We start from the raw sequence: 24,089 nt of genomic DNA on the forward strand, positions 1-24,089 counted from the left end.
GCGAATACCCGGCGGGCCGTCCACAGCGAATTTCACCACCAAAGGAGGCGCCTGATGGCAAGTCAGGACTGGGTCGAAAAGGATTTCTACGCCATTCTTGGCGTCTCCAAGGACGCCAGCGACGCGGACATCAAGAAGGCGTACCGGAAGCTTGCCCGCAAGCACCACCCGGACACCAACGCCGGGGACCCCGCGTCCGAGCGCAAGTTCAAGGACATCACCGAGGCGCACTCGGTGCTCTCGGATCCCGAGGACCGCCAGCAATACGACGCCATCCGGGCCATGGGCTCCGGGGCGCGCTTCAGCGCCGGGGGACAGGGCGGGGCACCGGGCAACGGCGGATTCGAGGACGTCTTTTCCAACCTCTTCGGCGGCGGTGGCGGCGGCGGAGGAAGCCGGCGCGGCGGCCAGGTGCCGCCGGAATTCGCCGACCTGTTTGGCAGCGGCGGCGGCTTCGGGGGCTTCGGCCAGCAGGCGCCGCGCAAGGGCGCGGACCGCACCGCAAGCACCACCATTTCCTTCGCCGGCTCCATAAAGGGAACCACCATCGGCCTGCGCGAGGCCAACGGCGAGGTCATCGACGTGCGGATTCCCGCGGGGATCAAGGACGGGCAGTCGGTTCGCGTGCGTGGCAAGGGCTCGCCCGGTTCCGCCGGCGCCGGAGACCTGATCGTCAAGGTCACCGTCGGCCCGCACCCGGTCTTCATCCGTGAAGAGAACAACATCCGCATCCACGTCCCGGTCACCTTCGACGAGGCGGCACTGGGTGGCCAGATCGAGGTGCCGACTCTGACCGGGGAAAGCGTCAAGATGAAGGTCCCCGCGGGATCGGCAACCGGCCGCACGCTGCGGCTCAAGGGCCGCGGCGTCAAGACCACCAAGGCCACCGGCGACCTGCTGGTCACCTTGGACGTGGTCGTCCCGCAAAACCTCTCCAAGGAAGCCAAGGCGGCCGTCGAGGCCTTCGCCGAGGCAACCAAGGGTGAGAACCCGCGCGAGTCCCTGGTCTCCCGCGCAAAACTCTAAACACCTCCGGGCCCCGCGCCGCTTGACCGGCGACACGGGGCCCTTGGCCCCACCGGGATATTGGCTACGGTGGATGAAACCGGATGAAAGGCAGGGATCATGGGCAATGACCGACTAAGGCCGATCTTCGTCATTTCAATTGCAGCCGAATTGGCCGACATGCACCCGCAGACGCTGCGCCAATACGACCGCCTCGGCCTGGTATCACCCTCCCGCCAGGGCGGCAAGCAACGCCGGTACTCCGAGCACGACGTTGAACTGCTCCGCGAGATCCAGCGCCTGTCCAAGGACGGGGTCTCGCTTGAAGGCATCAGGCGCATCATGGCCCTGGAAAACCAGGTCGCAGCCCTGCGCATGCGGATCGGCGAACTGAGCAACGAGGTCTTCGCCCTGCGCAGCGCCCGCCAAGCCGTGGGCCTGGGACGCGTCTTTGCCGCCGGGAGCACCGGGGACGTGGTCTCCCTGGCCCGCGGACAACGTCCGCGCGGCCGCAGCCAAGCCGTGGTGGTATGGAAACCGCGCGGCAGGTAGCCACGGGCGATGCCGGGCGAGAGCTGCGCCATGCCGGCGCGTGAGAGCTACGCCGGGCTCTCCGCCGCGGCCCGGCGTCGCTTCGAGGCGTTGTGCAAGATCCGCGGACGGCTGCGCACCACCCACCGCCAGGCCCTCGACGGGACCGCCCATGCGCTGCGCCCCGGAGCCATGGAACCGGCCATTCCCGAACGCCACCTGCTGTACCTGGATTTGTCCGGCCGCGAGCCGCTGGCCGCGGTCGCCGTGGGCGACCTGGACACCGCCACGCACGTGACCTTCCAGCTTTCCGGAACCGGGATCAGGGCGCGCAACGCGTTGTGGGGCAGCGTCCGGGAAGCCGGACAGCTCTACCTGGAACAACGAAAGGTCGGGATCGCCAAACCCGCGGTGGTCGCATGGCTGGGATACCCCGCCCCGAACCTGGCCAGCGCCCTGCTGGACAATGCCGCCCGGCGGGGCCTGGCGCGGCTCGGGCAGGACCTGGGCACCTTCGCCCGCTTGAGGCCCGACGCCCCGCACCTGGCACTCGAAGCCCACTCCTACGCCGCCACGCTTGCTGCCCAGGTTCTCGATCCGGCATCCGGGTACGCGGTGCACGCCCAGGCGCTGGCGACCATCGGCTCCGCCGGGATTCCCCGGCAGCTGTCCCGCGCCCCGGGTCGGCTGAACGTGCCGCCACACAACATCTACGAGGCCATCGCCCCTGGCGACCGATTGGCGTGGTTCGGCCGCGCGCTCTCGGGCCGCAAGCTGCTTTCGGGCCACGGGTTCAGCGTCGGTGCCATCCCGGAGCTGGGACTGCATGCGGCCACCGGGCACACCACCTCCCAGCATCTGCCGGGGAATCCGGACTCGCCCCGGGGCTACCGGGACCCCGACACGCTGTGCCTGCGCAACCTGGCGTTGATCACCACCGGGCAGCAGCCCCTGGCTTAAGCACGGCGGTCGGTGCCGGACCGAAGCCCGACACCGCCCGCCGCAACACGACCGGCTACGGCGCCTTGCGGTAGGCCAGATCGAAGATCATCCGGCCTGCCTTGAGCGCCTTGCCCTCGAAACTGGTCAGCGTGCGGCCCTCGAAGCGGGGAGCCCAGCCCCCGCGCTCGTCGATGAATTCGGGATCCTTCTCGTCCTTCTCCAGGCCCAGGCGGCGGACCTTGGTGAGGTTGCTGTCCTCGCCGGCCAGCTCGCCGGGGTGCAGGCTGGTGAAGGCGTCGGCCGCATCAAAGACCTCGCGCATTTGCTCGGCGTAGTTGGACCAGTCGGTGGCGAGGCGGACCACGCCGCCGGGGACCAGTACGCGCTCAAGCTTCTTCACGAACGAATCCTTGATCAGGCGGCGCTTGTGGTGGCGGATCTTGTGCCACGGGTCGGAGAAGAAGATCCAGACCTCGTCGGCCGAGGCCGCCGGGAGCATCGAGTCCAGGACCTCCGGTGCGTTGGCCTGGACCGCGCGCACATTGGACAGCTCGTTGTTTTCCACCCGCACCATGAGCGCTGCCAGCCCGGGGCGGTAGACCTCGACGGCCAGGAAGTCCTTGTCGCGGTGCTCGGAGGCGGCAACGGACATGGCTTCGCCCAGGCCCGAGCCGATCTCGACGATCAGCGGGGCCTTGCGGCCGTAGATGGCCTCCTGGTCGAACTGGTAGCCCTCGGCCACGGAGGTGTCGGTCTGCTCGCGCGGCGGCTCGATGATGTACTTTTGGGCGGTGCGTTCCCAGGCGTCGGCACGGCGGCCCTGCAGGCGGTTGCCACGGCGGACAAACGAGACTGGTTCGGTTCGGTAAAAGGCGAGGTCTTCGACGGCGCGGCCGCTGACCGGCATCTTGCGCTCTGGGGGAATGCTCATGGGCTTAAGGGTAGCGAACTTCACCGGGTGGCTTTGGCTCCCTTGGCACCGGAGGCTTTTGCCGGTTGCGGGGCGCGGGCGTAGCTCTCCCCGGCCTCGAGTCCCGAATCACCCATGAGCTCGGTGACGGTGACAAAGGTATAGCCCTTGGCGCGCAGGCCGGAAAGGATCTTGGGGACCGCCGCCACGGTGCTGGAATGGATATCATGCATCAACACGATAGACCCCGGTGTGGTCTGGGAAACCGCGGCGGCGACGACCTTTGCGGTGTTGCGGTGCCTCCAGTCCAGGGTGTCGACGTCCCACAGGATCACCGGGGTGCTCGCGAGCCGGTCGCTGATGGAGTTGTGTGCGCCGAAGGGAGGGCGCATCAAGGTGGCCGACTGGTCGACGGCCTTGGTGATCGCTGCATTGGTGCGGTCAATCTCACGTTGGATCTGGGCCGAGGACAGCGAAGTGAGCGAGCGGTGGTTCCACGTGTGGTTCCCGATTTCGTGGCCCTCGGCCACCATGCGGGCCAATATCTCGGGCCGCAGCTTGGCATTGGGGCCGGTGACGAAGAACGTGGAGGGCGCGTTGCCCTTGCGCAGGGTGTCGAGCAGTTTCCCGGTCTTCGGGCCCGGTCCGTCGTCGAAGGTCAAGGCCACGCACTTTGTCGCAGTGCAGTCGACGGCACGTTGCGGTGGCCGGTTGCGGCCGGCCCCTTCGGGTTCGGTGCCGGAATCGGGAGCGGATTCCGGAGTTGTCGCCGCGGCACTGCCGTCGGGTGCCTGGCTGGCCCGGTCCTGCAGCAGGCCCAGCTGGACCCGGGGGCTCGGAGACGTTGCGGCGGTGCGGGCCAGAGCCCCGAATTCTGAGAGCAACGAAGCAACATGCTCGGCATCGACCTTCACGACGATTGGGCCGGCCGAGTCGGGGCCGACGCTGTTGTCGTCGAATTCCACCAGGGCGTTTCCGTACGCGTCGAAATTCACGGAGTCCAGCCAGGCATCATCGAGGTCCATCAGGCTCCCAACGAAAACCCTGGGATCGGCGGTTGCGGCCTGGGCGATGAACTCCTTGAACTGTGCCCAGTCCTCATCGCTGCCAAACAAGTCCCTGGTTCCCAGCGCAGCGGGCGAGCCCTGGTCGAACCACTGTGTCAAGTACCGGGTCCCGGCACCAGCGCCGGTGGACTCGTAGGTGTTGACCCGGATGCCCAGGACCCGGGTGGAAACGGCCGTAAGATGGCTGCGCATGTTCAGCTCCGCCACGGGCAGTTCCCCCGTAGCCACGTCGGGAACATTCGTGGACTTGAACGCGTCGACCTGCTCCGTGACGAGTTCTGCCTGGGAGCGTGTCACCGCGGGAACGGAAGGAACCTCGAAATGCTTGGTGAAGATACGGCGGTGCTCATCGGTCGCAGTCACCGCATCCAGATCAGGGACCAAAAACAGGGGAAGGGAATCGGAGTTTCGGCCCTCTGAATTGGATGACGCGTTTGCGAACTCTTGGATCGAATCCTGCGGGGACCTGGGGGATCCTGGTGCCGGTGCGCAACCTGCCAGAAGTCCGATCGTGAGGAGTCCAGAAACAAGCAGGGAAGATTTTCGAGCAAACGCATACGGCATCCAATAATCTTGCCTGTTTGCCTCACACTTATCGAATCCTTGGGGCCGTCGGAGCGAATCGTTAGGAAGCGTTATCAAGCAATTGGGGGACGACTCAGGGTATTACCCCATGGCGCGGGACAGGATCATGGGCGAAGGTGGATGCATGCGAAACACTCTCTCCGTGGTCCTGAACGTCATTTGGCTTGTTTTCGGCGGTATCTGGCTGGCGGCGGGATACATGCTGGCCGGCATCATTTGCTGCCTGCTCATTGTCACCATCCCCTTCGGCATCGCTTCCTTCCGGATTGCCCTTTATGCGCTGTGGCCCTTTGGGCGCACGGTGGTGGACCGAGGCCGGGTAGGAACCTTTTCAACCATTGGAAATGTCATCTGGGTGCTGGTGGCCGGCATCTGGATCGCCATTGGCCATGTGCTGACCGCGATCCCGATGTTCGTGAGCATCGTGGGCATCCCGCTGGGCATCGCCAACCTCAAGATGATCCCGATTTCCCTCATGCCCCTGGGCAAGGAAATCGTTCCCAGCACCCAGTACATCCCCACGTACCGGTAGGACCGCCGACGGTGTGGATCCGGGGCAACATCAGTGGGCCGAATGAAGCCCATGAGTGAGTCGTGGAAAACTTCCGCACCCGTTTTTGTCGCTGCCCCCTTGAATCATGCCGAAGGCCTTTCTAGCCTTTGGGGGTGGGAACCAGTTCCACACAACAACCGGATGGGACAAGCACATGAAAGATCTGATCAACTGCCTGTGGTTTGACGGCCAGGGGCTGGACGCCGCCCGGTTCTACACCGGGATCTTTCCGAATTCCGGGATCGTCTCCCACCTCGACATGGACCCGCAGGGCAACCCGTCCAGCGAACCGTTGACGGTGGAATTCAACCTCAATGGCCGATCCTTCGTGGCCCTCAACGGAGGCCCGCTTTTCAAGTTCAACGAGTCGATTTCCTTCCAAATCATGTGCGAGGACCAGGCCGAGGTTGATTACTACTGGGACAAGCTCACCGCCGGCGGAGAGGAAAGCCGGTGCGGATGGCTCAAGGACCGTTTCGGGGTGTCCTGGCAGGTGGTCCCGGTGCGGATGGTGGAGCTGCTCGGCCATCCGGATCCGGAGGTTACGCGTCGGGTGACGGAGGCGTTCATGCCCATGCGGAAGTTGGACATCGCCGTGCTTGAGGCCGCCGCCCGGGGATGAAGCGGTCCACACATCCCTGATGAGAAGGTTCCCGGCGACGTCGGCGGTTCAAGGATCCGCCAGTTGTCGACCTCCGGTCGAAGGCCCGTGGCTTTTCGGAGTCCTGCCCGGCATCGTCTCGCCATGCGGCGCAGGGTTTTCGTCGTGTCGCTGGTCCTGCAGGACGTGCAGCGCCGGGGAGTGCCCCATACGTCCCGGTGGAAGCACCAGCGGTTGTTGCGGCGCGGACCTTGGTAAAAAGTCGTGGGCAACAGGAGACGGGTGGACGTTGCGTTGGTAGTGTAAGCACCAGCCGGGCGGACACGTCCACCCGCACAGCAACCACAAGGGGGACCAATGACCCAGCTCGATCCAGCCTACGCGGGGACGTGGCGATTCGATCCAGGGCACACTCGCATCGGCTTCAATGCGCGCCACGCGATGGTGACGAAGGTGCGGGGCGCCTTCAACGATGTGGAGGGAACCGTCCACATCGATGCCGAAGACATGGGCAAGTGCAGCGTGGAAATGACCGTGAAGGTCGCCAGCGTCGACACCCGCAATGCCGACCGCGACCAGCACCTGCGGACCAACGACTTCTTCGATGCACCCAAGTACCCGAACATCGTTTTCCGCTCCACGCGGATAGACCAGGTGGACGAGAACAGCTTCATCGTCAACGGCGAACTGACGATCAAGGAGACCACGCGCGAGATTGCGGTACCCCTCGAATTCACCGGCGTCGAGACCGATCCATTCGGCAACCTACGCGCCGGCTTCGAGGGCAGCCGACGTATCGACCGCCGCGAGTACGGCGTGAGTTGGAACAAGGCGCTTGATTCCGGGGGAGTCCTGGTATCAGAACGGATACTGCTTGAGTTCGAGATCTCCGCCATCAAGGATGCCAAGGGCGGGGCCGGAGCGGCCTAGAGAATTGCGAACCTCACGGCATTGGCTCGCAACCGTGCTTCACCTGTACGCCGAAGCACCGGTGACCCATGCCCGGGTCCCCGGTGTCTTGGATTTCACTGGGAATATTCCTCACCGGAACATAGTTGAGTGAAGTAGACTCAAGTTTGAGTGAATGCCCAACTACGGAAGGACGAGCGTGGACACGAAACTAACAACCAAGAGCCAGGAGGCGCTCGCCGCGTCGGGAATGAACGCCTCCACCGCGGGGAATCCCCAAGTGGAACCCGCCCACCTGCTCAAGGCGCTGGTCGACCAGCGTGAATCGGTCGCGGTCGCCCTGTTGAAGGCCGCCGGTGTCGATCCGGACCAGGTCTCGGTGCAGGCCAGCGCCGCCATCAAGGCCCTGCCAAGTTCCTCGGGAAGCAACGTGGCACAGGCGCAGTATTCCCGCGGCATCCTGCAGGTCATCACCGCCGCCCAGCAGGCCGCTGCGTCCATGGGGGACAGCTTTGTCTCCACCGAGCACCTGTTGCTTGGGCTCAGTGAGGACACCGGGGCCGCCGGCAAGGCGCTGCGTGAAAGCGGGGCCACCCGCCAAGCCCTGGACAGTGCGCTGCCCGGCATCAGGGGCGACCGCAAGGTCAACAACCCCGACCCGGAAAACACTTTCCAGGCCCTGGAAAAATTCGGCACCGACATGACGGCCATCGCCCGTTCGGGCAAGCTCGACCCGGTGATCGGGCGCGACGCCGAGATCCGCCGTGTCGTCCAGGTGCTCTCCCGGCGCACCAAGAACAACCCGGTGCTCATCGGGGAACCCGGTGTGGGCAAGACCGCAGTGGTCGAGGGCCTGGCCCAGCGCATGGTCGCCGGGGACGTTCCCGAGTCCCTGCGCGGCAAGACACTGATCGCCCTGGACCTGGGCTCGATGATCGCCGGGGCCAAGTACCGCGGCGAGTTCGAAGAGCGGCTCAAGGCCGTCTTGGAGGAAATCAAGTCCTCCAACGGGCAGATCGTCACCTTCATCGATGAGATCCACACCGTCGTGGGCGCAGGAGCCTCCGAGGGAGCAATGGATGCGGGCAACATGCTCAAGCCCATGCTGGCCCGCGGCGAGCTTCGCCTGATCGGTGCCACGACGCTCGATGAATACCGCCAGAACATCGAGAAGGACCCGGCTCTCGAACGCCGCTTCGCCCAGGTCTACGTGGGGGAGCCGAGCGTGGATGACACCATCGCGATCCTGCGCGGGCTCAAGCAGCGCTACGAGGCCCACCACAAGGTTACGATCGCCGACTCCGCGCTGGTCGCGGCAGCCACGCTGTCCAACCGCTACATCGCCGGACGCCAGCTCCCGGACAAGGCCATCGACCTGGTAGACGAGGCCGCCAGCCGGCTGCGCATGGAAATCGACTCCGCACCGGAGGAAATCGATGCGCTGCGCCGTTCGGTGGACCGGCTGACCATGGAGGAGCTTGCCCTCGCCGGGGAGACCGACCCGGCCTCCCGCGAACGCCTCGGGGCGCTGCGCGCCGACATGGCCGACAGGAAGGAGGAGCTCGATGCGCTGAACGCCCGTTGGGAGGCCGAGAAGGCCGGACTGAACCGGGTCGGAGACCTGAAGGTCAGGCTGGACGAGGCGCGCTCGAGTGCCGAGAAGCTGCAGCGCGAGGGCGATTTGGAAAGCGCCTCGCGGCTGCTCTACGGGGAGATCCCCGCGCTGGAAAAGGAGATGAAGGACGCCGCGGCGGCCGAAGCCACCGCCGGAGCGCAGGAATCGATGGTCGCCGAGGAAGTCACCGCCGATGACATCGCCGAGGTCATCTCGGCCTGGACCGGCATCCCGGCCGGGCGCATGCTGCAGGGCGAGAGCCAGAAACTGCTCGAGATGGAGGAGTTTCTGGGCCACCGGCTGATCGGCCAGCGGAAGGCCGTTGCCTCGGTCTCCGATGCGGTGCGCCGTGCCCGGGCCGGGATCTCGGATCCCGACCGCCCCACCGGCTCGTTCCTGTTCCTGGGCCCCACCGGCGTGGGCAAGACCGAGCTGGCCAAGGCGCTGGCCGACTTCCTCTTCGACGACGAGCGCGCGATGGTGCGCATCGACATGTCCGAGTACGGGGAGAAGCACTCCGTGGCCCGGCTGGTCGGTGCCCCTCCGGGCTACGTCGGCTACGAGGAGGGCGGACAGCTCACCGAGGCGGTGCGCCGCCGCCCCTACTCGGTGGTGCTGCTCGACGAGGTGGAAAAGGCCCACCCGGAGGTCTTCGACATCCTGCTGCAGGTGCTCGACGACGGGCGGCTGACCGACGGGCAGGGACGCACTGTCGACTTCCGCAACGTCATCCTGATCATGACCTCTAATCTGGGTTCACAGTTCATGGTCGACCAGACACTGGGAGACGAGACCAAGCGCGAGGCCGTGATGAACCTGGTCAACGCCTCGTTCAAGCCCGAGTTCCTGAACCGGCTGGACGATGTGATCATGTTCGACGCGCTCTCGCTGGACGAGCTCGGCTCGATCGTCGCCCTGCAGGTCGACGCGCTGGCCAAGCGCCTGGCGGGACGCCGACTGGTGCTGGAGGTCGACGACGATGCACGCAACTGGCTGGCCTTCACCGGCTTCGACCCGGCCTTCGGCGCCCGGCCGCTGCGCCGCCTGGTGCAGCGCGAGATCGGGGACCGGTTGGCCCGCCAATTGCTGCTCGGGACCATCCTGGACGGCGACACCGTCGTGGTGGGTGTCGGCGAGGGCGGCGACGGACTGTCCCTCACCTCCCGCCGCGACTAACCGCACCCGGGGAACGGCCGGCGCCCGAAGCGAGAAGACCGCTTCGGGCGCCGGCCGCGTCGTGCCCGGCCGACTTCGGCGAATGGGTTGGCAGGCGGTGTCAGGTGTTCAGTGCCGCGGAATCGGAGGGCAGCATCGAGACCCGAACACTGCCCTCGTTCAGGGCAAGGAAGCAGGCGACCAGCCTGTCGCCGTTCTTCCAGGTGGCTTCGGACGGGCGCGAGAAATGGTACGACCAACCCGTATCCAGGGGGCTGGAGGGATCCAGTGCAACGGACTTGCACAGTTCCTCGGACTGGGAGAGGATTCCTGCCGGTCCGGGGAACTGGTCTCCATCCATGGTGAAGGTGCCGATGAGCTGTGCGTTGTGTGCGGTCAGGCAGGTCACCACCGTGGAGGCTTCCAGCGGGCCGTTGAATCCCTGGAGGCAATCGCCAACCCGCAACTGGTCCGCCGGTACGTTGGCGGCAATGACCCCGTCGATGCCGGGGGATGCGTTTCGTGTCACTTCGGCGACCGGCGCCGCGGCGTCGTCCTGGCCAAAAAACCTGTTGGCTCCGTAGATGACAATCAGCATGATTCCCAGTGCCCCGAGCAAGGCCCAAAGTGCCGGGGCGCGCCACCACGAACGCGTCTGTGACATGGCACTTAGAGCTGGAAGCGCGGCTCTTGGCTCTGGCGGTGGCGGATCAGGCAAGCAAGCTCCCGGGCAGGTGGCAGTCGACTTGGTGGACAAAATAATACTCTACCGGCGGAACGGTGGTTCCGGGCAGGCACTCGCCGCGGAATCATGTTAACCTTGAAATACGAAAGAATTAGTCACATATTCTGGGGCCTCCGCCTGACACGGGTGGACCACCTCCAGATCTACTGAAAAAAGGGGGTCACGCCATGGGGCGCGGCCGTCAGAAGGCAAAAGCGACACGACAGGCCAGGGACATGAAATATTTCTCCCCGGCCACTGATTTGTCCGCCTTGGAACGCGAGCTTGGGAAGAGTCGTGGTCACAGCACCACGACACCAAGCCCTGTCGACGTACCCTTCGAATCCGATTATTCGGATTACGAAGACAAGTACGCAGACGATGACGACGAGGACGACCAACGGCGCATCAGCTGATGCGCCGACTCCCTGAAGTGACCCCAGAGCAATCTGTGGTTATCGGTTCTCCAATACGTGAACACGGCAGCCGTGGCCACTACGCCCCAGCGGCGCTAGTGACCGCGGCCTTTGCCATGCCCGGGAAACCGCGGTAGGTCCACATGCTGCACGAAGGCGAACTAGGCATCCGGATGGCGCATCGTGCCGCCATCCGTTCCATTGAACGCGTGGTGCGGGAGACCGCACCGCTGCAGGATCCGCAGCTCGCGGCCGCCGGCATCCGCAGGATGCTCGAGGCGGGCTCGGTGCTGGTGCTCACCGGCGCCGGGGTCTCGACCGACTCCGGAATCCCCGACTACCGGGGGCCCAAGGGGTCACTGCTTCGCCACCGGCCCATGACCTACCAGGAGTTCCAGCACGAGCCCAGCGCCCGCCACCGGTATTGGGCGCGCAGCTTCGTGGGATGGCGGCACATGGCCCAGGCCTCGCCCAACCCCATCCACCAACGCCTGGCCCAATGGGAGGCACAGGGCAAGATCAGCGGCATCGTGACGCAAAACGTCGACGGACTGCATGTTGCCGCCGGCTCGCTGAACGTCATTCCCCTGCACGGGGACCTGCAGCAGGTCAGCTGCCTGAACTGCGGGGCCCTGGAGGACCGCAGGCACCTCGATGCAAGGCTGCACGAGGCGAACCCGGGGTACCTTGAACACGTCGACCTGGATCCCTCGCTGGTGAACCCGGACGGCGACGTGTCGCTGGATGACGCGCATGTGGCCGAGTTCCACATGGTCGGCTGCCTGGTGTGCGGTTCGCAGGCCTTGAAGCCCAACGTGGTCTATTTCGGGGAAAACGTCCCGGCCGAACGCAAGGTCCGGCTCAAGGCGATGGAGGCACGCTCCGCCTCGCTGCTGGTGATCGGTTCCTCCCTGGCGGTCATGAGCGGCTACAAGCTGCTGCTGGACGCACGCAACGCCGGCAAGCCGGTCGGGCTGCTCAACGGCGGTCCCACGCGGGGAGATGCCAAGGCAGATTTCCGGTGGCGCAGCAACATCGCCGAGGCACTTGCGCTCCTGGAGGAACCGGTTGGCCGGGCCGTGCGCCGGCCCATGTAGGGCTTTCGCATCCGTGATCGGCCGTCGCCGCAGGCCTGGCGTCGTCGCCGAAGCCGGCAGGGGGGCTGGGCCGGCTCGATCCCTTCGGGCGTCGGGGTTTCCCCCTGCCGCAGGAGGCGGCACAACCACGGGAGCCCGTCTCCCGGCCACGAACCTTAACGAGCGAGGGACCGCACCCATCGGGTGCGGTCCCTCGGCCTTGGGGCCTTGTGGCAGTCAGCCGGCGAAGGTGCCGCGCATCAGCACAGCACCGCCGTCGACGCCCTTGGCGCCCTGGACATAATCCAGGCCTGCGGTCTTGGCCTCGTCGGTGATGGTTCCGACCTTGCCCATGACCCAGGAGGTCATGCCGCGGGCGTTGAGGCGGGCCAGTGCAGCGTCGGCCACCGAGGCGTCAACGATGGCAACCATGCCCACGCCGAGGTTCAACGTGCGTTCCAGGTCCGGCTGCGGCACGGAACCAAGCTCGGCCATCACCTTGAACACGGCCGGAAGTTCCCAGCTGTTGCGCTCCACCGTGGCCATCAGGCCCTGGGGCAGCACCCGGGCCAGGTTGGCTGCCAGGCCGCCGCCGGTGACGTGGCTGAAGCCGTGGATGTCGATGGCACCGTCCACGTTGAATGCACGGATCAAATCCAGGCAGTCCATGGTGTAGATGCGGGTCGGTTCGAGCAGCTCTTCGCCCAGGGTGCGGCCGAACTCCGGCACGTGGCGGTCAAGCGCCCAGCCGGCGTGGGCCACGACGCTGCGGACCAGCGAGTAGCCGTTGGAGTGGATGCCCGAGGCGGCCATCCCGATGACGACGTCGCCGTCCTTCACGCGCTCCGGTCCCAGCAGGCCGTCGGCCTCGACGATGCCGGTGGCGGCACCGGCGACATCGTATTCGTGCTCGCCCAGCAGGCCCGGATGCTCGGCGGTTTCCCCGCCGACCAATGCGGTGCCGGCAATGGTGCAGCCCTCGGCGATGCCGCGGACGATGTCCGCGATGCGTTCGGGGACGACCTTGCCGCAGGCAATGTAGTCGGTCATGAACAGCGGCTCGGCGCCGACCACGACGATGTCATCGACGACCATGCCGACCAGGTCCTGGCCGATGGTGTGGTGGATGTCCATGGCCTGGGCGATGGCGACCTTGGTGCCGACGCCGTCGGTGGAGGTTGCCAGCAGCGGCTTCTTGTAGGAAAGGAACTTCGAGGCGTCGTAGAGGCCCGCGAATCCGCCCACACCGCCCAGGACGTTGGCGTTGTGGGTGGCCTTGATGGCGCCCTTCATCAATTCAACGGCGCGGTCACCGGCCTCTACATCGACACCGGCCGAAGCGTAGGTGATTCCGGAATTCTCAGGGGTGGCGCTTGTCATCTCTGATGGTCCTTTACTTAGTTGCGCGGTGTTTTGTCTTCGGCGGTGAGAGCCGACTCGAACTCTGCATCCGGGCCCGGCTCACATCCCGCCTGGTTGCTACGTTCAAGCAAGTTCTTGCCGATGCGGTCGGAACCCGGCAAGGCGATCGGGTAGTCCCCGGTGAAGCAGGCGGTGCACAGGCGTTCGCGCTTCTGCTCGGTGGCATTGATCATGCCGTCCTCGGAAATGTAGGCCAAGGAGTCGGCGCCGATCGACTTGCTGATTTCCTCCACGGCGGCGCCGTTGGCAATCAGCTCGGCCCGGGTAGCGAAGTCGATGCCGTAGAAGCAGGGCCACTTCACCGGGGGAGAGGAGATCTTCACGTGGATCTCGGCAGCGCCGGCTTCGCGCAGCATGCGAACCACGGCGCGTTGGGTGTTGCCGCGCACGATCGAGTCATCGACCACAACCACGCGCTTGCCCTTGATCACCGGTTCCAGGGCATTGAGCTTGAGCTTGATGCCCAGCTGGCGCAGCGTCTGGGACGGCTGGATGAAGGTTCGTCCAACGTAGGCGTTCTTGACGAAGCCGTGGGCAAAGGGGATGCCGGACTGCTCGGCATAGCCGATGGCTGCCGGGGTGCCGGATTCGGGGACCGGAATGACGATGTCGGCCTCGGCGGCGTTTTCGCGGGCCAACTGGCGGCCCATCTCCACGCGGGATTCGTACACCGAGCGGCCGTTGATGGAGGCATCCGGGCGGGCCAGGTAGACGTACTCGAAGACGCAGGCCGCGGGGGTTGCAACACCGAAGCGCTGTGAGCGCACGCCCTCTTCGTCAATGGCAATGAATTCGCCCGGTTCGATCTCGCGGATGAAGCTGGCGCCCACGGTGGCCAGTGCGGCCTGCTCGGAAGCCACGACCCAGCCGCGTTCCAGGCGCCCAAGCACCAGCGGGCGAACGCCGTAGGTGTCGCGTGCCGCGTACAGGGTGTGTTCGTCCATGAAGACGAAGCAGAAGGCGCCGCGCAGCTTGGGCAGCAACGACAGGGCGGTCTCTTCGAGCGATTCACCTTCGGCGCCGTTGAGCAGCGCGGTCACCAATGCGGTGTCGGTGGTGTTGCCCTGGGCGATTTCGCCGCGGACCTTTTCCCCGGACCCTTCCTGCTCGTCCTTGACCATTTCCAGCAGCTCTGCCGAGTTGGTCAGGTTCCCGTTGTGGGCCAGGGCAACCGTGCCCGCGGAGGTGGGGCCGAGCGTCGGCTGGGCGTTGGCCCAGTGGCTGGCGCCCGTGGTCGAGTAACGGCAGTGGCCAATGGCCAGATGCCCCTGCATCGAATTGAGGGTGTTCTCGTCGAACACCTGGGAGACCAGACCCATGTCCTTGTAGACATTGATCCGGGCCCCGTCGCTAGTGGCCAATCCGGCCGATTCCTGCCCGCGATGCTGCAGCGCATAGAGACCGTAATAGGTCAGCTTCGCTACTTCCTCGCCGGGAGCCCACACGCCAAAGACGCCGCACTCATCCTGCGGGCCCTTCTCGTTGGGTAAAAGATCATGATTTAGGTTTCCGTCACCACGCGCCATAGCAATTATTCTCTCACGAGCCGGATGCCCGTTTGGGCGTGAAGTCTCCCACAAGCCGGCTTCTAGCGGTGTTCTGGGTCACCCATCGGCACGGCAAGCGCGCGACGTGCCTTTTTGCGTGTGATGCGATCCACAACCAGAAAGACGATGCCGGCGAGCAATACGCCGAAGAATGCGAAGCCGACCGACAAGAAGCCCGCCACCGCGGCGCGGGAGAACTCGGTGGACTCCACGCCGGTGAAGGCGGAAACAAACGCGATGATGACGCCCAACAGGGCGCCGATGCCCACGAACGGCCAGAACCTGGGTGCAGCGTAGACCTCGACCTCGATGTCGCCGGGGGCCTTGTCTGCGGGGGTGGGATTGCTGGGGTGCTGGCTGGATTCCATACCCTCTAGGGTACTAAACCAGCGGCAGCTCGGCCGACAGGTCCGCCCGCAGCCCGGAGGCGGTGACCTTGCCCGTGGCCAGCGCGGCTTCCCAGCCGATCTTGCCCGAGACCAGCGCGAGCCAAAGCGCCCCGGGCAACTCGATCACGTTCGGGGGAGTGCCGCGGGTGTGCCGGGGACCAGGAATGCACTGGGTCACCCCGAACGGCGGGACCCGCACCTCCACGGAGTTGCCCTCGGCCCGGCTGGCCAGTTCCTCCAGGGTGTAGCGCACCGCCATGGCAATGAGCGGGCGCGGCAGCGCGTCCGCCTGGGCTTCGTCGGTGTCGATCCAGCGGCGGAAGGCACGGTTGCCCTCGGCCGGATCGATGCGTCGCTTGATGGCCATGGTTTCTCAGGAATCCAGCAGGTCCATGACGGGGGAGGCCAGGCGCAGCGCGCCCACCGGGATTCCGCCGCCGAGCACCGGGCGGGTCAGCTTGGCCAGGGTGTCGGTGAGCTGGTCGGTGGAAATGGCGCCGGCGTTGGCCAGCAGCGTGAGTCCCAGCAGGTCGCTTCCGCGGCCCGAACCGTCGCTCATCTTCACCGCCACCGCGGTCCCGCACGGTGCCGCCAGCAGCAGCACGCCCTCGGCGCCGAGCTTGGCAATGACGCCCAGGTCCTCCATCACCACGGAGTTGGGCTTGCCGTGGCCCTGGACGGCCCACGGGTAGTCGAGCATCGCGGTGGCAATCGTCGCCGCCCGCGCATCGGCATGCTTGTTGCCGGGGGCCTGGGCCAGCTTCGAGGCGGCCCGGGCCAGCCCGGCCAGGGAGATCACCGGAACCGGTGCGCCGCACCCGTCCACGCCCAGATGCGAGATGGTTTCCCCGGCGTACTCCTCGATGACCTCGATGACCCTTTGCTGCAGCGGGTGGTCGGGAGAGAGGTAGGTCTTGGTGTCCCAGCCGTTTTCGGTGCAGGCCCAGAGGAACGCGGAGTGCTTTCCGGAGCAGTTGAAACTGATCGCGGACTTGCCAAGCCCCGCCCGGATCCGCTCGGTGCGGGTTTCCTCGTGCGACGGCCAGGCGGCCGGGCACAACAGGTCGGCTTCCGACAGGCCGGCCTTGGCCAGCATGGATTCGACCACGTCGGTGTGTTCGGTGCTGCCGTCGTGGCTGGCACAGGCCAATGCCACCTGCGCGCCGCGCAACGGGACCCCGGACTGCATGGAGGCCAGGGCCTGGAACGGCTTGAGCGCCGAGCGCGGATACACCAGGGCGTTGGGGTTTCCCAGGGCATCGAGCACCTCGCCCGCGGCATCGACGACCACCGCGGTTCCGCGGTGGCGGGATTCAATGAAGCCGTTGCGTTCGAGCACAACGAGGTCCACGGTGTCGGAAGCAAGCAAGGTTTCAGCCATGTGACCTAGTTTACGGTCTGCACCGGCTCAAGCAGCGCAACGACGAAGTCCGCGCCGGGCCGCATGGGACGCATGTCCCAGGTGGAAAAGAGCGTGTCGATCCGCAGCCCCGCCGCAGCCGCATCCTCGGTGAAGCTCTCCAGCGCGTAGCCCTTGAGCGGGGAGAATCCGACGACGAGCCGGCCTTCCGGTGCCAGGTGGGCAGCCAGTGCGCCCAGCACGCTTCCTGCGGTGCCCGGGGCGACGAAGGCCAGGACGTTTCCCGGGGAGATCACCAGGTCGAAGCTCTCGCGGGTTCCCGCCTCGTCGCGCACATCCAGCGTTGCGAGGTTTCCCTCCAGCCAGCGCGAGCCGGGAAAATCGGCGCGGGCCGCGGCGAGCAGCTCGGCATCCAGGTCCACCCCGGTGACCTGGTGGCCGCGTGCGGCCAGCTCGCCGCCGACCCGGCCGGTCCCGCAACCGGCATCCAGCACCCGCGAGCCGCGGGAAAGCATCGCATCGGCGAACCGCGCCTCGGCGTCAAGGTCTGCTCCCGACTCGCGCAACTCGGCGAACCTGCCGATGTAGTTCCGGGCCTGGGCGGGGTCCCGGCGCGCCTGCTGCTGCCACTTGGTTTCCTGATCCATGTACACGAGCATAGGCGGGGCCATGGGCCTCCGGAGGCAAAGCCGGCGGCAATGCGTCGGGATCGCGACCCGGTGCGGGACCGGCCGCGCCAGACCCGGTAGGCTTAAGCCTCGTGAAGGTACTGGTTATTGGCCCCGGCGGCCGCGAACATGCACTGATCCGCGCTTTGGCTGCGGATCCCTACGTCTCCGACCTGCATTGCGCACCCGGCAATGCCGGGATTTCGCGTGATGTCACCACCCACCAAATCGACGCCCAGGACCCCGCCGCGGTGGTGGCCCTGGCCCGCGAGCTGGGTTCGGAACTGGTAGTGGTCGGCCCCGAGGCACCGCTGGCGGCAGGTGTGGCGGACGCATTGCTGGCCGCAGGCATCCCCGTTTTCGGTCCCACCAAGGCGGCGGCGCAGCTGGAAGCCTCCAAGGCCTTCGCCAAGACCGTCATGGCCGCGGCCGGGGTACCCACCGCGATGGCCAAGGTCGCCACCAACGCCGATGAGGCAGCCGAGGCGCTCGATGCCTTCGGCGCCCCCTACGTCGTCAAGGACGACGGGCTGGCCGCGGGCAAGGGCGTGGTGGTCACCTCCGACCGCGACGAGGCCCTGGCCCACGCCGAAACCTGCTTCGAGGCCGGCGGCACCGTGGTCATCGAGGAATTCCTCGACGGACCCGAGGTCTCCCTCTTCGTGATCTGCGACGGCACCCACGCCGTCCCGCTGGCTCCGGCCCAGGACTTCAAGCGCATCTTTGATGGCGACCAAGGCCCGAACACCGGCGGCATGGGCGCCTACTCGCCGCTGCCGTGGCTGCCCGCCGGCTTCGTCGACGAGGTCATGGACCGCGTTGCCTACCCGACGCTGCGCGACATGGAATCCCGCGGCACACCCTTCACCGGGGTGCTCTACTGCGGCCTGGCCATCACCTCGCGCGGGATCCGCGTGATCGAATTCAACGCGCGCTTCGGCGACCCGGAAACCCAGGCCGTGCTCGCACGCCTGAAGACCCCGCTCGGTGCCCTGCTCATGGCCGCGGCCACGGGCGGGCTCGACGACGCCGAGCAACTGCACTGGCGCCCCGAAACCGCCGTCGGGGTGGTCATGGCCGCCGAAAACTACCCGGAGGACCCCATCAAGGGTGCCGCCATCCGCGGACTGGATGCGGCCGAGGCCATCGAGGACGTCTCGGTCCTGCATGCCGGAACCACGTCCAACGAGGCAGGTGAGGTCATTGTCGCCGGTGGCCGCGTGCTCGCGGTCGTGGGCCTGGGTGCCGACCTGCATGCGGCCCGCGACAAGGCCTACGCCGGGGTCGCGGCCATCTCCTGGGACGGTGCCCAGCACCGCACCGACATCGCGTTGAAGGCCGCCAACGGCCAGATCAGCGTCGCGGAAGGAAGCAACTAAATGTCAGGCCTGCAAACCGAAACCCTGGAACTTCCGGGCTGGACCCACTTCTACTCGGGCAAGGTCCGCGACCTCTACGTCCCTGCCGGCTCCTCCTTCGAGGAGACCGACCGCGTGCTGGTGGTCGCTTCCGACCGGATCAGCGCCTTCGACTACGTGCTGGAATCCGAGATCCCCGACAAGGGCAAGGTGCTCACGCAGCTGAGCCTGTGGTGGTTTGAACAGCTGAGCGAAATCCCGAACCACGTGATCTCCACCGACGTCCCCGAGGCCGTCGCCGGGCGGGCCATGGTCTGCAAGAAGCTGGAGATGTTCCCGATCGAATGCATCGCCCGCGGCTACCTGACCGGCTCCGGCCTGGCCGAGTACAAGGACCGCCGGACAGTGTGTGCGCTGCCGCTGAAGGCAGGCATGGTCGATGGCTCCAAGCTGGAGCCGGCGATCTTCACCCCCTCGGCCAAGGCCGCGGTCGGCGAGCACGACGAGAACATCACGTTCGAGGAAACCGCGGCACGCATCGGTGGCCAGCAGGCCGCGGACCTGCGCGACGCCACGCTGGCCCTGTACATGCGAGCCGAACAGATCGCCCGCACCCGCGGCATCATCCTGGCCGACACCAAGGTCGAGTTCGGCATCGATCCGTCCAACGGCGAGATCACCCTGGGAGACGAGGTGCTGACCCCGGATTCCTCGCGTTTCTGGGACGCCGAGACCTACGCACCGGGCCAGGCCCAGCCCTCGTTCGACAAGCAGTTCGTGCGCGACTGGCTCACCTCCGATGCCTCCGGCTGGGACAAGGCCTCGGGCGCCGAACCCCCGGCGTTGCCGGCGGATATCATCGAGCGCACCCGCGGACGGTACATCGAGGCCTACGAGCGCCTGACCGGGCTCACCTTCACGGCCTAGCCACGTCGGGCCGTTGATTGGCAGGGGGCCTGGAACCGCAACTTCGGATGCGGTTCCAGGCCCCCTGCTGCGTCACGCGCCGCAGCTTGGCCTAACCGGTGCCGGCCGCGGCGCCGCTGCGCACCAGGACGTTGGTGCGCAGCCGGGTGAACCCTTCGGCCTCGCGGTCCCGGGTATCCGCATCGTCCCTGACGAGCACCACCGTGCGCGCAGGGTTGGTGCTCGAGACCTCGACGATCTCGCCGGTGGCACCCGCGCCGCCGCACCCGGCGATCCAGTCGGGATCGTTTCCCGCGGGCTGGACCAGGATGCAGGCGGTGGTCTTGCCGGTGGTGGTACCGGCGAAATACCTGGCCTCCCCGTGGGCGGACAGCAGTCGGATGCTTGCCGCATCGAAGTCCTCCATCATCGTGTGATGCCCTGCGGCAACACATCGCCAGGGCCCGCAGCACGGTCAAGCGCCGCCACCCCGGCATATCCGGAACAGCCCGCGAACACCAGTGCCACGCCCAGCAATCCCGCCGCGGCCGGAACCCGGTTCCTTCGCATGCCAACCCCTGGACTCGTCGTTGCCGGCAACGCCACCGCGAAAGCCGCGCCGATGGCGCCGAGGGCGGGTCAGACCAGCGAGTCCTTCCAGGCCTTGTGCAGGGCGGCGAAGCGGCCCGCGGAGCCGATCAGCTCGGCCGGGGACCCGTCCTCGACGATCTTCCCGTCGTGGACCACCAGCACCCTGTCGGCGATCTGCACGGTGGACAGGCGGTGTGCAATGATCAGCGCGGTGCGGTTTCCCAGCAGCGTCTGCAGCCCGCGCTGCACTGCCCGCTCGGAGGGGATGTCCAACGAGCTGGTGGCCTCGTCGAGGATCAGCACCGCCGGGTCCGCCAGGAACGCCCGGGCGAAGGAAATCAGCTGGCGCTGCCCGGCCGAGACCCGCCCGCCGCGCTTGTTCACGTCGGTGTCGTAGGCTTCCGGCAGTGCGGTGATGAACTCGTGGGCCCCCACCGCGCGGGCGGCCAGGATGATCTCCTCGATGCTGGCCCCGGGCTTGCCCAGGGCGATGTTCTCGGCGACCGTGCCGGAGAACAGGAACGACTCCTGGGTCACCATGACCACGTGCCGGCGCAGGTCGTCGTTCGCGATCCGGTCGATGGGCACCGAATCCAGGGTCAGGGTGCCGGAGCGCAGGTCGTAGAACCGTGCAATCAGCTTGGCCAGCGTGGACTTCCCCGCGCCGGTCTGCCCGACCACTGCCACGGTTTGCCCCGCCGGGATGTCCAGGTCGAAGCTGTCCATGATGACCGGGCCGTCGCCGTAGCCGAAGACCGCGTCCTCGAACTTCAGTGCACCGGCAACCTCGCCCAGCGGCTGCGGCCTGGCCGGTTCCACGACGGTGGGCGACTCCTCGAGCAACCCGGAGACCTTTTCCAGGGCCGCCGTCGCGGCCTGCAGCGAGGAATAGAACATGGCGATGTTCTCCACCGGCTGGAACACCCGCTTGGTGGCCAGCAGCAGGGCCACCAGCACACCCACGGCCAGGGTGCCGTCCAGGATGCGGAAGCCGCCCCAGGCCAGCACGGCGGCCACCGACAGGTTCCCGACGAGCACCAGGCCCGGCTGCAGCACCCCGAAGAGGTTGATGGAGCGGATGGAGTTGTCGCGGTATTCCCCGGCGACGGAGGCGTAGTTCGCGTCGTTGGCCTTCTCCTTGCGGAAGGCCTTGACCGCGCGGATGCCAGTCATGGTTTCCACGAAGGTGCCGATCAGCCGCGCGGAGACCACGCGGGATTCGCGGTAGACGACCTCGGACCGGCGCTGGTACCAGCCAAAGAGCAGCGAGATGGGGATCGCGGCGATCATCACCACGATCCCGGAACGCCAGTCCAGCACGAAGATCGAGATCAGCGTGAAGGTCACGAAGACGCAGGCGGAGACCAGCTCGGAGATGCCCTGGTCCAGCAGTTCGCGCAGCGTCTCAAGGTCCGAGGTCTGCCGGGAAATGATGCGCCCGGAGGTGTACTTCTCGTGGAACTCCAGGCTCAGTCGCTGGGTGTGCCGAAAGACGCGCAGGCGCAAATCCAGCAGCATCGCCTGGGAGATCTTGGCGGTGCACAGCACGTACCAGCCCAACAGCGAGCCGGCCGTGATGGCGGAGAACACGTAGGCGCCGCCAGTGATGCCCAGGGCGGCGAGGTTGCCGCCGGTGACCTGCGGCAGGCCCCAGTCGATGGCCCAGGCGATGATGATGGGGAAGGACGCGCGGGCGGCATTGGAGATGACCACCAGCACCACGGTGAGCACCAGCATCGGCTTCTGCCTGGATGCCAGGGTGGCCAGCAGCCGCCAGGAGCGGGCGCGCACGCGCTGGCGTTCGGCCGCGCTCAGGGTGATGGCGTCCTCGTTGGACACTCCGGTGTTCGTGCTCATGCCCGTGGCCCGCCTTCCAGCACGTTGGTGTCTTCGTCTTCGAGGCTGGCGATCACAAAGCGGTAGTGCTCGTTGCGTGCCAGCAGTTCCGAGTGCGTGCCGACGTCGTCGATCGCCCCGTCCTTGAGCAGCGCCACCCGGTCGGCCAGGGCCACCGTGGAGGGCCGGTGGGCGACGATCAGCGTGGTGGTCCCGGCCAGCGTGATGCGCAGTTTCTGCGTGACGGCTTCCTCGGTGCGCACATCCAGTGCCGAGAGCGGGTCGTCGAGCACCAGCACGCGCGGGCGGGCGGCGATGGCCCGGGCCAGGGCGATGCGTTGGCGCTGGCCGCCGGACAGCGAGAGCCCTTCCTCGCCGATGACGGTGTCCAGCCCCTCGGGCAGGGTGCGGGCGAACCCGGCCTGCGCGGTGTCGATCGCCTCGTTGAGCAGCGCCGTCAGCTGGTCCTCGGGGAGTTCGGGGGCGCCGAGCAGCACGTTCTCGCGTATCGAGGAGGAGAACAGGATGGTGTCCTCGAAGGCGACGGCCACCGCGCGGCGCAGCTGGATCAGGTCCCAGTCGCGCACGTCGATCCCGTCGATCAGCACCCGCCCGCCGGTGACCTCGTGGAGCCGCGGGATCAGCGCCAGCAGCGTGGACTTGCCGGTGCCGGTCATGCCGACCAGGGCCATGGTCTCCCCGGGGGCGACAGCCAGGTTGATGCCGCGCAGTGTCGGGGCGCCGGTTCCGGCCGCGTCGGGGAAACTGAAGTGCACGTTGCGCAGCTCCAGCTCGCCGCGCCCGTTCGCCGGGCTGCGCGGGGCCAGCGGGGAAGTGATGGTGTTGGGCGTGTCCATGACCTCGAAGTGGCGGTCCAGGGCGGTCTTGGTGGTCAGCGTCATGCCCAGCAACATGCCCATGCCTTCGACCGGTCCGGCCAGCACGGTGGCGGTGGCGAAGTAGGCGACCAGGGCGCCGACGCTCAACTCTCCCTGGGCGGTCAGCCAGAGCCCGGCGACCAGGCCCAGGCCCAGGGTCGTCTCGGGGATCGCGACGACATAGAGCAGGAAGCTGGCCAGGGTCCTGGCCTTGACGACCTCGGTGTCGCGCAATTGCTTGGCCCGGGAATTGAAGCCGTCGTACATGTGACGGCCGCGGCCGAAGGCCTTGATGACGCGGATGCCGTGGACCGATTCCTCCACCGCGGTGGCCAGGTCGCCGGCCTGGTCCTGGCTCAGCCGGCTGGCCGCGCGGTAGGTGTTGCGGAAGTAGAAGGCCTTGATGCTGATGGGGACGGCCCCGGCGAGGTAGATGCTGCCCAGCACCCAGCTGGAAGTGAACATCAGGGTCAGCCCGGTGACCACGGTGACGGTGGAGACGACCAGCATCAGCGCGCCGAAGGCCAGCCAGCGGCGCAGCAGGCTCAAGTCCGACATGGAGCGCGAGAGCAGTTGCCCGGAGCCCCAGCGCTCGTGGAAGGCGACGGGAAGCTGCTGGAGGTGCTCGTAGAAGCGCACCCGCATCTGGGTTTCGAGGCGGGCAGCCGGGGTGATCACGAATTGCCGGCGCAGAAACACCAACAGCGCCTCGAGGGCGCCCAGTCCCGCGACAAGGCCCACGGCCAGCCAAACCTCGGAGTCCCTGCCCTCGGGGTGCAGCACGTTGTTCACCAGCCACGCCAGCACCTGGGGGATGGTCAGGGCGACGATGCCTGCGGCCAGCGCACAGAGGAAGCCGAAGAAGAGCCGCGGCAGGATGGGCTTGACGAAGGGAACGAGCCGGGCGAAGGTCCGGCCCAGCGTGGGTGTGCCCGCCGCGGGGGCGTGTCCTTGTTGTACTGCCACCGGTGTCCGACCTCAATCCCCGAGCGCCAATTCGCTACTGGGAATACCCTACAGTGTGGGGTTGGGATTGTTCAATCAG

23 protein-coding genes are annotated in these 24,089 nt (G+C 66.8%); 11 read left to right on the plus strand and 12 right to left on the minus strand.

The annotated features are described in order from the left end of the window. Positions 1–54 precede the first annotated feature (54 nt). The 3 genes from DQ353_RS04990 (at position 55) to DQ353_RS05000 (ending at position 2,496) form a co-directional block, all read left to right on the plus strand. A complete protein-coding gene (locus DQ353_RS04990; RefSeq protein ID WP_113761691.1) occupies positions 55–1,026 on the plus strand; it encodes a DnaJ C-terminal domain-containing protein in 972 nt (323 codons plus the stop codon). A gap of 99 nt (positions 1,027–1,125) precedes the next feature. Further along, positions 1,126–1,557 (plus strand): heat shock protein transcriptional repressor HspR, encoded by a 432-nt coding sequence (locus DQ353_RS04995; RefSeq protein ID WP_113761692.1) that lies wholly within the window; start codon positions 1,126–1,128, stop codon positions 1,555–1,557. Positions 1,558–1,587: 30 nt separating this feature from the next. Next, positions 1,588–2,496 (plus strand): alpha/beta hydrolase, encoded by a 909-nt coding sequence (locus DQ353_RS05000; protein ID WP_220093970.1) that lies wholly within the window; start codon positions 1,588–1,590, stop codon positions 2,494–2,496. 55 nt (positions 2,497–2,551) lie between these two features. On the opposite strand, the gene trmB is transcribed toward DQ353_RS05000, so the two are convergent. Beyond that, on the minus strand, positions 2,552–3,409 hold the full coding sequence (gene trmB, locus DQ353_RS05005) for a tRNA (guanosine(46)-N7)-methyltransferase TrmB (RefSeq protein WP_113761694.1): 858 nt from the start codon (positions 3,407–3,409) through the stop codon (positions 2,552–2,554). A gap of 20 nt (positions 3,410–3,429) precedes the next feature. After that, positions 3,430–4,818: a polysaccharide deacetylase family protein gene (locus DQ353_RS05010; protein ID WP_181578250.1), complete on the minus strand. Its 1,389-nt coding sequence runs from the start codon at positions 4,816–4,818 to the stop codon at positions 3,430–3,432. A 346-nt stretch (positions 4,819–5,164) separates the two neighbouring features. On the opposite strand from DQ353_RS05010, the gene DQ353_RS05015 reads away from it, so the two are divergent. From DQ353_RS05015 to clpB, 4 genes are all read left to right on the plus strand, one after another. Next, positions 5,165–5,572: a YccF domain-containing protein gene (locus tag DQ353_RS05015; RefSeq protein ID WP_113761696.1), complete on the plus strand. Its 408-nt coding sequence runs from the start codon at positions 5,165–5,167 to the stop codon at positions 5,570–5,572. A gap of 175 nt (positions 5,573–5,747) precedes the next feature. Then, positions 5,748–6,215 carry a VOC family protein gene (locus DQ353_RS05020; RefSeq protein WP_113761697.1) on the plus strand — a complete coding sequence of 156 codons (468 nt, stop codon included), beginning with the start codon at positions 5,748–5,750 and terminating at the stop codon, positions 6,213–6,215. A gap of 336 nt (positions 6,216–6,551) precedes the next feature. After that, positions 6,552–7,124, plus strand: a complete 573-nt coding sequence (locus tag DQ353_RS05025; RefSeq protein WP_113761698.1) for a YceI family protein — start codon at positions 6,552–6,554, stop codon at positions 7,122–7,124. A gap of 178 nt (positions 7,125–7,302) precedes the next feature. Next, positions 7,303–9,894, plus strand: a complete 2,592-nt coding sequence (clpB, locus tag DQ353_RS05030; protein WP_113761699.1) for an ATP-dependent chaperone ClpB — start codon at positions 7,303–7,305, stop codon at positions 9,892–9,894. Between the two features lie 100 nt (positions 9,895–9,994). On the opposite strand, the gene DQ353_RS05035 is transcribed toward clpB, so the two are convergent. Continuing rightward, positions 9,995–10,537, minus strand: coding sequence for a hypothetical protein (locus DQ353_RS05035; RefSeq protein ID WP_146755204.1), 543 nt, complete (start codon positions 10,535–10,537; stop codon positions 9,995–9,997). 248 nt (positions 10,538–10,785) lie between these two features. Here DQ353_RS05035 and DQ353_RS05040 point away from each other — a divergent pair, with 248 nt between their 5' ends. Together DQ353_RS05040 and DQ353_RS05045 are read left to right on the plus strand one after the other, a co-directional pair. Then, entirely contained in the window at positions 10,786–11,013 is a 228-nt protein-coding gene (locus DQ353_RS05040; protein WP_071212731.1) for a DUF3073 domain-containing protein, read from the plus strand. A 173-nt stretch (positions 11,014–11,186) separates the two neighbouring features. Then, complete coding sequence (locus DQ353_RS05045) at positions 11,187–12,110, plus strand: Sir2 family NAD-dependent protein deacetylase (protein WP_286166611.1); 924 nt, start codon at positions 11,187–11,189, stop codon at positions 12,108–12,110. A gap of 216 nt (positions 12,111–12,326) precedes the next feature. On the opposite strand, the gene purM is transcribed toward DQ353_RS05045, so the two are convergent. The 6 genes from purM to DQ353_RS05075 form a co-directional block, all read right to left on the minus strand. Continuing rightward, positions 12,327–13,469, minus strand: coding sequence for a phosphoribosylformylglycinamidine cyclo-ligase (purM, locus tag DQ353_RS05050; protein WP_113761702.1), 1,143 nt, complete (start codon positions 13,467–13,469; stop codon positions 12,327–12,329). A gap of 17 nt (positions 13,470–13,486) precedes the next feature. Further along, the gene (gene purF, locus DQ353_RS05055; protein WP_113761703.1) at positions 13,487–15,037 is read right to left on the minus strand and encodes an amidophosphoribosyltransferase; all 1,551 of its coding nucleotides are present in this window, start codon (positions 15,035–15,037) and stop codon (positions 13,487–13,489) included. 62 nt (positions 15,038–15,099) lie between these two features. Continuing rightward, entirely contained in the window at positions 15,100–15,426 is a 327-nt protein-coding gene (locus tag DQ353_RS05060) for a hypothetical protein (protein ID WP_113761704.1), read from the minus strand. Between the two features lie 13 nt (positions 15,427–15,439). Next, the gene (locus tag DQ353_RS05065) at positions 15,440–15,814 is read right to left on the minus strand and encodes a sterol carrier family protein (protein WP_113761705.1); all 375 of its coding nucleotides are present in this window, start codon (positions 15,812–15,814) and stop codon (positions 15,440–15,442) included. A 6-nt stretch (positions 15,815–15,820) separates the two neighbouring features. Further along, positions 15,821–16,828 carry an asparaginase gene (locus DQ353_RS05070; protein ID WP_113761706.1) on the minus strand — a complete coding sequence of 336 codons (1,008 nt, stop codon included), beginning with the start codon at positions 16,826–16,828 and terminating at the stop codon, positions 15,821–15,823. Between the two features lie 5 nt (positions 16,829–16,833). Further along, on the minus strand, positions 16,834–17,454 hold the full coding sequence (locus DQ353_RS05075) for a class I SAM-dependent methyltransferase (protein ID WP_181578251.1): 621 nt from the start codon (positions 17,452–17,454) through the stop codon (positions 16,834–16,836). Positions 17,455–17,567: 113 nt separating this feature from the next. On the opposite strand from DQ353_RS05075, the gene purD reads away from it, so the two are divergent. Both purD and DQ353_RS05085 read left to right on the plus strand, forming a co-directional pair. Next, entirely contained in the window at positions 17,568–18,854 is a 1,287-nt protein-coding gene (purD, locus tag DQ353_RS05080; protein ID WP_113761708.1) for a phosphoribosylamine--glycine ligase, read from the plus strand. Next, a complete protein-coding gene (locus tag DQ353_RS05085; protein WP_113761709.1) occupies positions 18,855–19,760 on the plus strand; it encodes a phosphoribosylaminoimidazolesuccinocarboxamide synthase in 906 nt (301 codons plus the stop codon). A 91-nt stretch (positions 19,761–19,851) separates the two neighbouring features. Here the strand turns inward: DQ353_RS05085 and DQ353_RS05090 are convergent, their stop codons facing one another. From DQ353_RS05090 to DQ353_RS05100, 3 genes are all read right to left on the minus strand, one after another. After that, positions 19,852–20,169 (minus strand): hypothetical protein, encoded by a 318-nt coding sequence (locus DQ353_RS05090; protein WP_113761710.1) that lies wholly within the window; start codon positions 20,167–20,169, stop codon positions 19,852–19,854. A gap of 209 nt (positions 20,170–20,378) precedes the next feature. Beyond that, positions 20,379–22,187, minus strand: coding sequence for an ABC transporter ATP-binding protein (locus tag DQ353_RS05095; protein ID WP_113761711.1), 1,809 nt, complete (start codon positions 22,185–22,187; stop codon positions 20,379–20,381). Then, positions 22,184–24,010, minus strand: a complete 1,827-nt coding sequence (locus DQ353_RS05100) for an ABC transporter ATP-binding protein (RefSeq protein ID WP_113761712.1) — start codon at positions 24,008–24,010, stop codon at positions 22,184–22,186. The genes DQ353_RS05095 and DQ353_RS05100 overlap by 4 nt, the downstream gene beginning before the upstream one ends. Positions 24,011–24,089: the final 79 nt, after the last annotated feature.

The organism is Arthrobacter sp. AQ5-05, from assembly GCF_003287975.1.
In the GTDB taxonomy this organism is placed as follows: Bacteria; Actinomycetota; Actinomycetes; order Actinomycetales; family Micrococcaceae; genus Paeniglutamicibacter.

Excerpts from the sequence above, each read along its gene's own strand:
- DQ353_RS05085 (WP_113761709.1), top strand. The coding sequence starts at position 18,855 with ATGTCAGGCCTGCAAACCGAAACCCTGGAACTTCCGGGCTGGACCCAC.
- purF (WP_113761703.1), bottom strand. The coding sequence starts at position 15,037 with ATGGCGCGTGGTGACGGAAACCTAAATCATGATCTTTTACCCAACGAG.
- DQ353_RS04995 (WP_113761692.1), top strand. The coding sequence starts at position 1,126 with ATGGGCAATGACCGACTAAGGCCGATCTTCGTCATTTCAATTGCAGCC.
- DQ353_RS05040 (WP_071212731.1), top strand. The coding sequence starts at position 10,786 with ATGGGGCGCGGCCGTCAGAAGGCAAAAGCGACACGACAGGCCAGGGAC.
- DQ353_RS05070 (WP_113761706.1), bottom strand. The coding sequence starts at position 16,828 with ATGGCTGAAACCTTGCTTGCTTCCGACACCGTGGACCTCGTTGTGCTC.
- DQ353_RS04990 (WP_113761691.1), top strand. The coding sequence starts at position 55 with ATGGCAAGTCAGGACTGGGTCGAAAAGGATTTCTACGCCATTCTTGGC.
- DQ353_RS05065 (WP_113761705.1), bottom strand. The coding sequence starts at position 15,814 with ATGGCCATCAAGCGACGCATCGATCCGGCCGAGGGCAACCGTGCCTTC.
- trmB (WP_113761694.1), bottom strand. The coding sequence starts at position 3,409 with ATGAGCATTCCCCCAGAGCGCAAGATGCCGGTCAGCGGCCGCGCCGTC.
- DQ353_RS05020 (WP_113761697.1), top strand. The coding sequence starts at position 5,748 with ATGAAAGATCTGATCAACTGCCTGTGGTTTGACGGCCAGGGGCTGGAC.
- DQ353_RS05025 (WP_113761698.1), top strand. The coding sequence starts at position 6,552 with ATGACCCAGCTCGATCCAGCCTACGCGGGGACGTGGCGATTCGATCCA.
- DQ353_RS05045 (WP_286166611.1), top strand. The coding sequence starts at position 11,187 with ATGGCGCATCGTGCCGCCATCCGTTCCATTGAACGCGTGGTGCGGGAG.
- DQ353_RS05000 (WP_220093970.1), top strand. The coding sequence starts at position 1,588 with ATGCCGGCGCGTGAGAGCTACGCCGGGCTCTCCGCCGCGGCCCGGCGT.
- DQ353_RS05060 (WP_113761704.1), bottom strand. The coding sequence starts at position 15,426 with ATGGAATCCAGCCAGCACCCCAGCAATCCCACCCCCGCAGACAAGGCC.
- DQ353_RS05015 (WP_113761696.1), top strand. The coding sequence starts at position 5,165 with ATGCGAAACACTCTCTCCGTGGTCCTGAACGTCATTTGGCTTGTTTTC.
- DQ353_RS05090 (WP_113761710.1), bottom strand. The coding sequence starts at position 20,169 with ATGATGGAGGACTTCGATGCGGCAAGCATCCGACTGCTGTCCGCCCAC.
- DQ353_RS05095 (WP_113761711.1), bottom strand. The coding sequence starts at position 22,187 with ATGAGCACGAACACCGGAGTGTCCAACGAGGACGCCATCACCCTGAGC.
- DQ353_RS05035 (WP_146755204.1), bottom strand. The coding sequence starts at position 10,537 with ATGTCACAGACGCGTTCGTGGTGGCGCGCCCCGGCACTTTGGGCCTTG.
- DQ353_RS05075 (WP_181578251.1), bottom strand. The coding sequence starts at position 17,454 with ATGGATCAGGAAACCAAGTGGCAGCAGCAGGCGCGCCGGGACCCCGCC.
- purM (WP_113761702.1), bottom strand. The coding sequence starts at position 13,469 with ATGACAAGCGCCACCCCTGAGAATTCCGGAATCACCTACGCTTCGGCC.